We start from the raw sequence: 6061 nt of genomic DNA, 5'->3' as shown, positions 1-6061 counted from the left end.
ACGGATGATATGGACTAACGGATCTCCGATCTCTTCAACAATCGATTTATCGAGTTCCGTCTCTTCACCGGTAATTTCCAACTCAATTTTTTTGTTCAATTCGCGTGAAAGGTCACGAATCATCCGAGGGAATTTATTAAACACTTTCCCGATCGGCAGCATCCGTGTTTTCATAACGGCGATTTGCAGATCGGTCGTTACCAACGAGACGATTGAAACCACTTGATTCAGCTCTTCGAGGAAAGCTTCACCTTCATAACGCTCTTCGACATCGTCGTTGATCTTGATCAGGCGGTTTTTGCCCAAAACCAGTTCACCAATCAGGTTCATCAAATGATCCAGCCGTTTGACATCAACGCGAATAGTTTGCTCGACTACCGCCCCGCCTCGGGCTTCGCCATCTTCTTTTGGTTCGCTGCGGCGCGGAGCCGGAGCTGCAGGTTTTGCCACAGGAGCAGCTTCCGCTTTAGGTGCCGGTGCAGCCGGTACAGGAGCCGCTGCGGGTTTAGGCGTTTCTTCACCGGCGCTGGGAGCGCTCTCTTTCTTTGAAGAACGTTTTGCGGCATCTTCAGCCTGACGAACGGCAATCAGACGCTCGATCTCCGCCTCTACTTCCGCATCGCTCATCCCTGAATAATCCGGTTCTTCTTCCTCAGCACTTGGAGCACTCTCTTTCTTCGAAGAACGTTTCGCAGCATCTTCGGCCTGACGAACGGCAATCAGACGCTCGATCTCCGCCTCTACTTCCGCATCGCTCATCCCTGAATAATCAGGCTCATCTTCAGCAACCGGCTCAGGAGCGGCTGCGGGAGCCTCTTCTACCGGGGCAGGAGCTTCAGCAGCCTCGGTGGATGTGCCGTTTGCAACCGCATCCAACCTAGCGGTACACGCTACGACATCGACTCCCGAGTCTTCACCGCTGTCTCGGATACGAACCAAAAGGGCCTTCATCAAATCAATCGATTCAAGAATGACGTCCATGACATTGGCATCGATTACCAAATCACCGTGGCGTGCCATATTGAGCAAGTTTTCCATATGATGGGTCAAGTGTGTCAGTACATCGAAGTTAAGAAACGAACTCGCTCCCTTAATCGTATGTGCAACCCTGAATATGCGGTTGAGCAGCTCTAAATCATCCGGTCGTGATTCTAATTCGACAAGGTCTTGGTCAAGTTGTTCGATCAGTTCAAACGACTCAATCAAAAAGTCCTGTAATATCTCTTGAAATTCATCCATTGACTAACCCCTATTGAATATGAGCACGTACGACACGTGCTACTTCATCATAAAATAAATTCGAATCAAATTTGACTAAATAGGCCTCTGCCCCGGCTTCTTTTCCGCGTATTTGGCTGAAATGATCACTAATGGACGAGTTAAAGACGACCGGAATCATCTTAAAACGTTCATCCGCCTTAACCATCGCCGCAAAATGGAATCCGTCCATCAGCGGCATCTCGATATCCGAAGCGATCAGACGAAGTTTGGACGAAAGCTCATTGCCATAGGCATTATAGAGATCTTCCAAGATTTTAAGTCCTTGCTGCCCGTCGGTTGCTTCGATAACATCGAAGCCCATTTGTTCCAATGCTTCTTTGATAATACGTCGTGCCGTACCGCTGTCATCCAAAAGCAGAACATGCCCGCTGAACTGATATTTTCCCGCTTCGAGTTTACCGCTTGTGGGCTGATAAAGCCCCAGTTCTTGGACAACCCCTTCCAGATCCAGGATCAAAAGGACGGCATCGTCTTCGATACGGGTTACCCCCGTGATCTTGGAACCGTCCAATCCCCCTTGAGAGGAGACGAAAGAAGCCGGTTCAATATCTTTCCAGTTAATGCGGCGAATCCGCTTGGCTTCGTGAACGACGAACCCGATGAGAATATTATTAAATTCGGTAATAATGACCCGAGACTCTTTTTCCATCTCTTCGGGAGCATCTACCCCCATCCATTTGGCCAAATTCACGATGGGAATAACCACCCCGCGTAAATCAAAAATCCCCTCAATAAAAGGGGGCGTTCCCGGCAACTCCGTTAATTTCGGATAACGGATAATTTCGCGTACTTTGGAAACATTAACTCCGTATATACCCTCATATATCTCATCACCATCGCGTTTAAAGATACGGAAATCGACAAGCTCCATCTCGTTGCTGCCGATTTTTAGACTATCACCTTGTCCCTTCATCGGGGCTCCTTACGAAAAACTGCTTCGTGTAATAACGGCTGATTTTGAATTGATTGTACAGTAAAGTATCTTTCATTACAAGCAAAAGCGCCGACATTGATATAGCTCAGATGATTGAATCCGAATACTCGATTTTGATGGAAATGTCCCTCGATCAGGACATCAACCGAATCCAGTTTGAGCTCCTCAATCCTATTTGCCATCAGACGTTCAAAATGCTCAATCGGCCGGCAATGTTTTTTTCGTTTCATCTGTTTTTCCAGCCATGTAACGATAAACCCTCCGCCGAGGGTATCGATTAAACGGAGGCATCCCAATACGGTACGGCTGCGGATAAGAGCGGTATAGAGTTCATATCCCCACCCCATTGCACTGTCTCCGTGCGAAAAGGCAATCTGCTTCCCTTCATAGCTCATTATTAAAGGCTGGTCTTCTCGGCGGAACACGTCCACCCGAGGCAGCAGTTCAGCAATTAAAAAATCATGATTCCCTTCCAAATAAATAATCTCCAAGCGTTCGGAAAGGCGGTTCAGCAGTTCAAGTCCCTCCGTATTGTACCCATAGGTTCGCGGTATAGGGCCATAGAGCATATCGAAGATATCCCCCATCAAAATAAGCTGAGATGTTTGGATTTCTCCCGATTCAAGGGCACGAAGAAAATCAATAAAAGGGGTACGCCAAGGGGCGCAGTGGGCATCCGCGATCAAGATCGCGCCGCTTTGAAGAATTTTAAGGGACATAGGCGATGCGAGGGATACCGAATGTTTCATCCAACCCCATCATCAGATTGGCGTTGACCAGCGCTTGAGAACTGGCTCCCCGCATCAGATTATCGATCGCGCACATCGCTACCAAAGCATTGCCGTGACGCGCTGCATAGACGTCCGCGAAATTGGTCCCCGATGTCATTTTCGTATGCGGCGGAGTATTGCGCACACGGACAAACGGTTTATTCTCATAAAACGTTTCCATCATCCCCAGAGGATCACAATCGGTTTTAAGCGTTGCATAAACACACGCCAGCATCCCGCGTGTCATCGGAACCAGTGAGGGGACAAACGTCACCTGAACGTCACTGCCGCACAGCGACGATGCATGCTGTTCGATCTCAACGGCATGACGGTGTTTGATAATGTTGTAGCAATTGATATTGTCATTGACACTCACATAATGGGTCCCGGAAGAAGGTGACTTTCCGGCGCCGGATACCCCTGTTTTTGAATCAATAAAAATGGGGTGCGTCAAATCGATCTGATCCAAAAACGGAGCCAAGGCCATCAATGCCGCCGTGACATGACATCCCGGATTGGCGATTAAAAGTGCGTTTTTGGCACTTTCGCCGTGAAGTTCCGGAATCGAATAGACGGCGTGTGAAAGATTCTCACGATCTTCGTGCTCGCAATAAAATGCTTCGTAATTTTCCTGGGAAAGGCGGTAGTCTGCGGAAAGGTCAACGACTTTGATCCCGCGTTCCAACAGCCCTTTGGCCGTGTTCATCGCTGTTTTATGGGGAAGTGCCAAAAAAATCAGTTCACACGATGCCGCGCGATCCAAATCGACTTTTTCGACCGGCAAATCGCACACACCGACCAACGAGGGGTGCAATGTTCCCAGAGTCGTTTCACCCTCGGTATTGGCGCAGTACGTCAACGTAAAAATCGGATGGCTGACAAGCATCTTGACGAGTTCTAAACCCGTATAGCCGCTGACTCCGATGATTCCGACATTAATGGCTTTCAAATACGATCTCCTGATATTTGACCTCTAATACTTCAAACGACTTTTCGCCGCCCGGCAAACGGGCTTTAAATTCATCCCCTTCTTCATGACCTAAAAGTTGTTTCGCAAGGGGTGAATTAAAGGAAATCAACCCCTGGGCAGGATTGCTCTCGCATCCCCCGACGATCGTATAGGTCACTTCTTCATCACTGTCCAAATCGCATAAAACGACGGTAGAACCGAAGCTCACACGCGCGTGTTCAAGCTCACTCGGATCGACGATCTGCGCACGCGAGAGTACATCTCCGAGTTCAGAAATGCGAGTACCGATAAAGGCCTGTTTTTCACGTGCGGCATGGTATTCGGAATTTTCTTTTAAATCCCCGTATTCTTTAGCGCGGTCGATTTCGACATTGACGGCCGGTAATTCTACATTTTTAAGGGTATTCAGCTCATCGGATAATCGCTGAAACCCGTATTTGGTCATGGGTTCTTTTTGTTCCACTGTTTGCTCCGGAGAAATAGTAATCAGGCATTATACCAAAGCTATGGACGCATTAGCCGATGATACTCATATGATTAGGTGATTTTTTTGCCGTTTTCTTCTCCATCGCGAAGGTTCGCTGAAGATGTTCGGCAGAGGCGATCGACGAGTTCTCTCCCATTCGGATAACGACCGAACTCACCCCTAAGAGTTTAAACTCACGCATGTTTCCGTCACGATCTTCTGCGATGATACAACCGCGTTCACGGTCTTTCGGTTCATAAAACTCACGCACCTCATCGCTGAATGCCGCGATCAGCCGCTCTATTTCGACACATATATTTTCAAAAGTATTTTCCTCCGTCAGGGATGCTCCGATAAAAAAATCATCTCCGCCGATGTGTCCTTTGAAATGCCCCGCAGAGAGAACTTTATGCATCAGCTCTGCAAACAGCAGGATAACTCTGTCTCCGTTGCGAAATCCGTAATGATCATTGTAGGGTTTGAAATGGTCAAAATCAAAATAGGCCAGCACCGCTTCGGTGCCGCTTTCAATGGTGTGCGCAATGTATTCGTTGATTCTGAAATTCCCCGGAAGCCGTGTCAGAGGATTCTCATCGCGCGCACGGATCAGATTACGTTCATGCACCACTTCGATCATCTCTCGGGCACTGAGATACCCGATGTAGCGGGAGGATTCCACGACCAATACCCCCGGTGCATTTTCAGACAGGGAAAAAAGTTCGATAATCGTCTCTAACGGCATGGTTAAATCAACGACAGGAATAGGTTCAACATACGTCTCCAATGCAGAGAGATTTGTCGAGCGGTTCTGGGTCAGCGAACGTCCGTAGGGGGAACAGGCAAGCGATTTGAGCTGATGTTCATGAATAATGCCCAAGGGATGCATTGCCGCATCGACCACCGGTACTAAAAACATCTCTTTGTTTTCATTCAGCAGATCAAGCAGTTTCTCCATACTCTCATCGATCTTAATCGCGCGGAGAGGTTCCAGCCTCTTTAATATAATATTTTGATCACTTTTCGAACGTTTTTCCTGAACTTGAGAACTCGCGGCATGGGAATATTTTGGGAGGATCAGACTGCAATCAAGCGTCGGGCGCTGAATAAAGTATCCCTGGACCATATGGCATCCGATCTCTTTGCAAACCAGCAGCTCCAGCTCCGTTTCAACCCCCTCGGCGACCACGCGGCACCCCATCAGCGTTGAGAGCTGAACCATATTGCGGGCCAATAGCTTTTTTTTCGGATCTTTGTCGATGGAGCTCAGAAAAAAGCGGTCGATTTTGATGATGTTGGGTACGCAGTGGTACAAAAGTTTGTACCCGGACTGTCCGATTCCGAAATCGTCAATCGCTATGCAAAATCCCTCATCGGCGTAGTGGTTCATCAGCTTGGTAAAATGGTCAATATTCAAGATCTCATTGTGTTCGGAGAGTTCAAAGACGATCGCTTTTGAATTGAGGTTATAGCGTTTAAGGAGACGGGAAGTATTTCCTTTTGAAAAATCGGACATTTCCAATAAGCGGTTATCGATGTTGTAGAAAAGTTTTAAGTTCTCGTGTCCTTCGATCGTGCAAAACTTTTCAATCACTTTTTCACGAAGGAGCACATCGAAAGTATAGAGAATATTCTCTTCATAC

At 47.7% G+C, this 6061-nt stretch carries 6 protein-coding genes; all 6 read right to left on the bottom strand.

Annotated elements, in window-relative coordinates; genetic code table 11:
- On the bottom strand, positions 1-1239 hold a 1239-nt coding region (locus tag WAO38_RS07840), incomplete at its 3' end, for a chemotaxis protein CheA (protein WP_422235966.1).
- Positions 1240-1249: 10 nt separating this feature from the next.
- The gene (locus WAO38_RS07835; RefSeq protein WP_422235964.1) at positions 1250-2194 is read right to left on the bottom strand and encodes a chemotaxis protein; all 945 of its coding nucleotides are present in this window, start codon (positions 2192-2194) and stop codon (positions 1250-1252) included.
- Positions 2191-2964, bottom strand: coding sequence for a UDP-2,3-diacylglucosamine diphosphatase (locus tag WAO38_RS07830; protein WP_422235962.1), 774 nt, complete (start codon positions 2962-2964; stop codon positions 2191-2193). The genes WAO38_RS07835 and WAO38_RS07830 overlap by 4 nt, the downstream gene beginning before the upstream one ends.
- Entirely contained in the window at positions 2924-3934 is a 1011-nt protein-coding gene (gene argC, locus WAO38_RS07825) for an N-acetyl-gamma-glutamyl-phosphate reductase (protein ID WP_422235960.1), read from the bottom strand. Before argC ends, WAO38_RS07830 begins: the two co-directional genes overlap by 41 nt.
- Positions 3921-4418 carry a transcription elongation factor GreA gene (gene greA, locus WAO38_RS07820; RefSeq protein WP_422235959.1) on the bottom strand — a complete coding sequence of 166 codons (498 nt, stop codon included), beginning with the start codon at positions 4416-4418 and terminating at the stop codon, positions 3921-3923. Before greA ends, argC begins: the two co-directional genes overlap by 14 nt.
- 52 nt (positions 4419-4470) lie before the next feature.
- Positions 4471-6061: EAL domain-containing protein (locus WAO38_RS07815; protein ID WP_422235957.1), on the bottom strand; the 1591-nt coding region annotated here is incomplete at its 5' end.

The sequence above is a fragment of the Sulfuricurvum sp. genome (assembly GCF_049277495.1).
Lineage (GTDB): Bacteria > Campylobacterota > Campylobacteria > Campylobacterales > Sulfurimonadaceae > Sulfuricurvum.
Note: the sequence above shows the minus strand (reverse complement) of the source record. Positions and strands in the feature narration are given on the sequence as shown.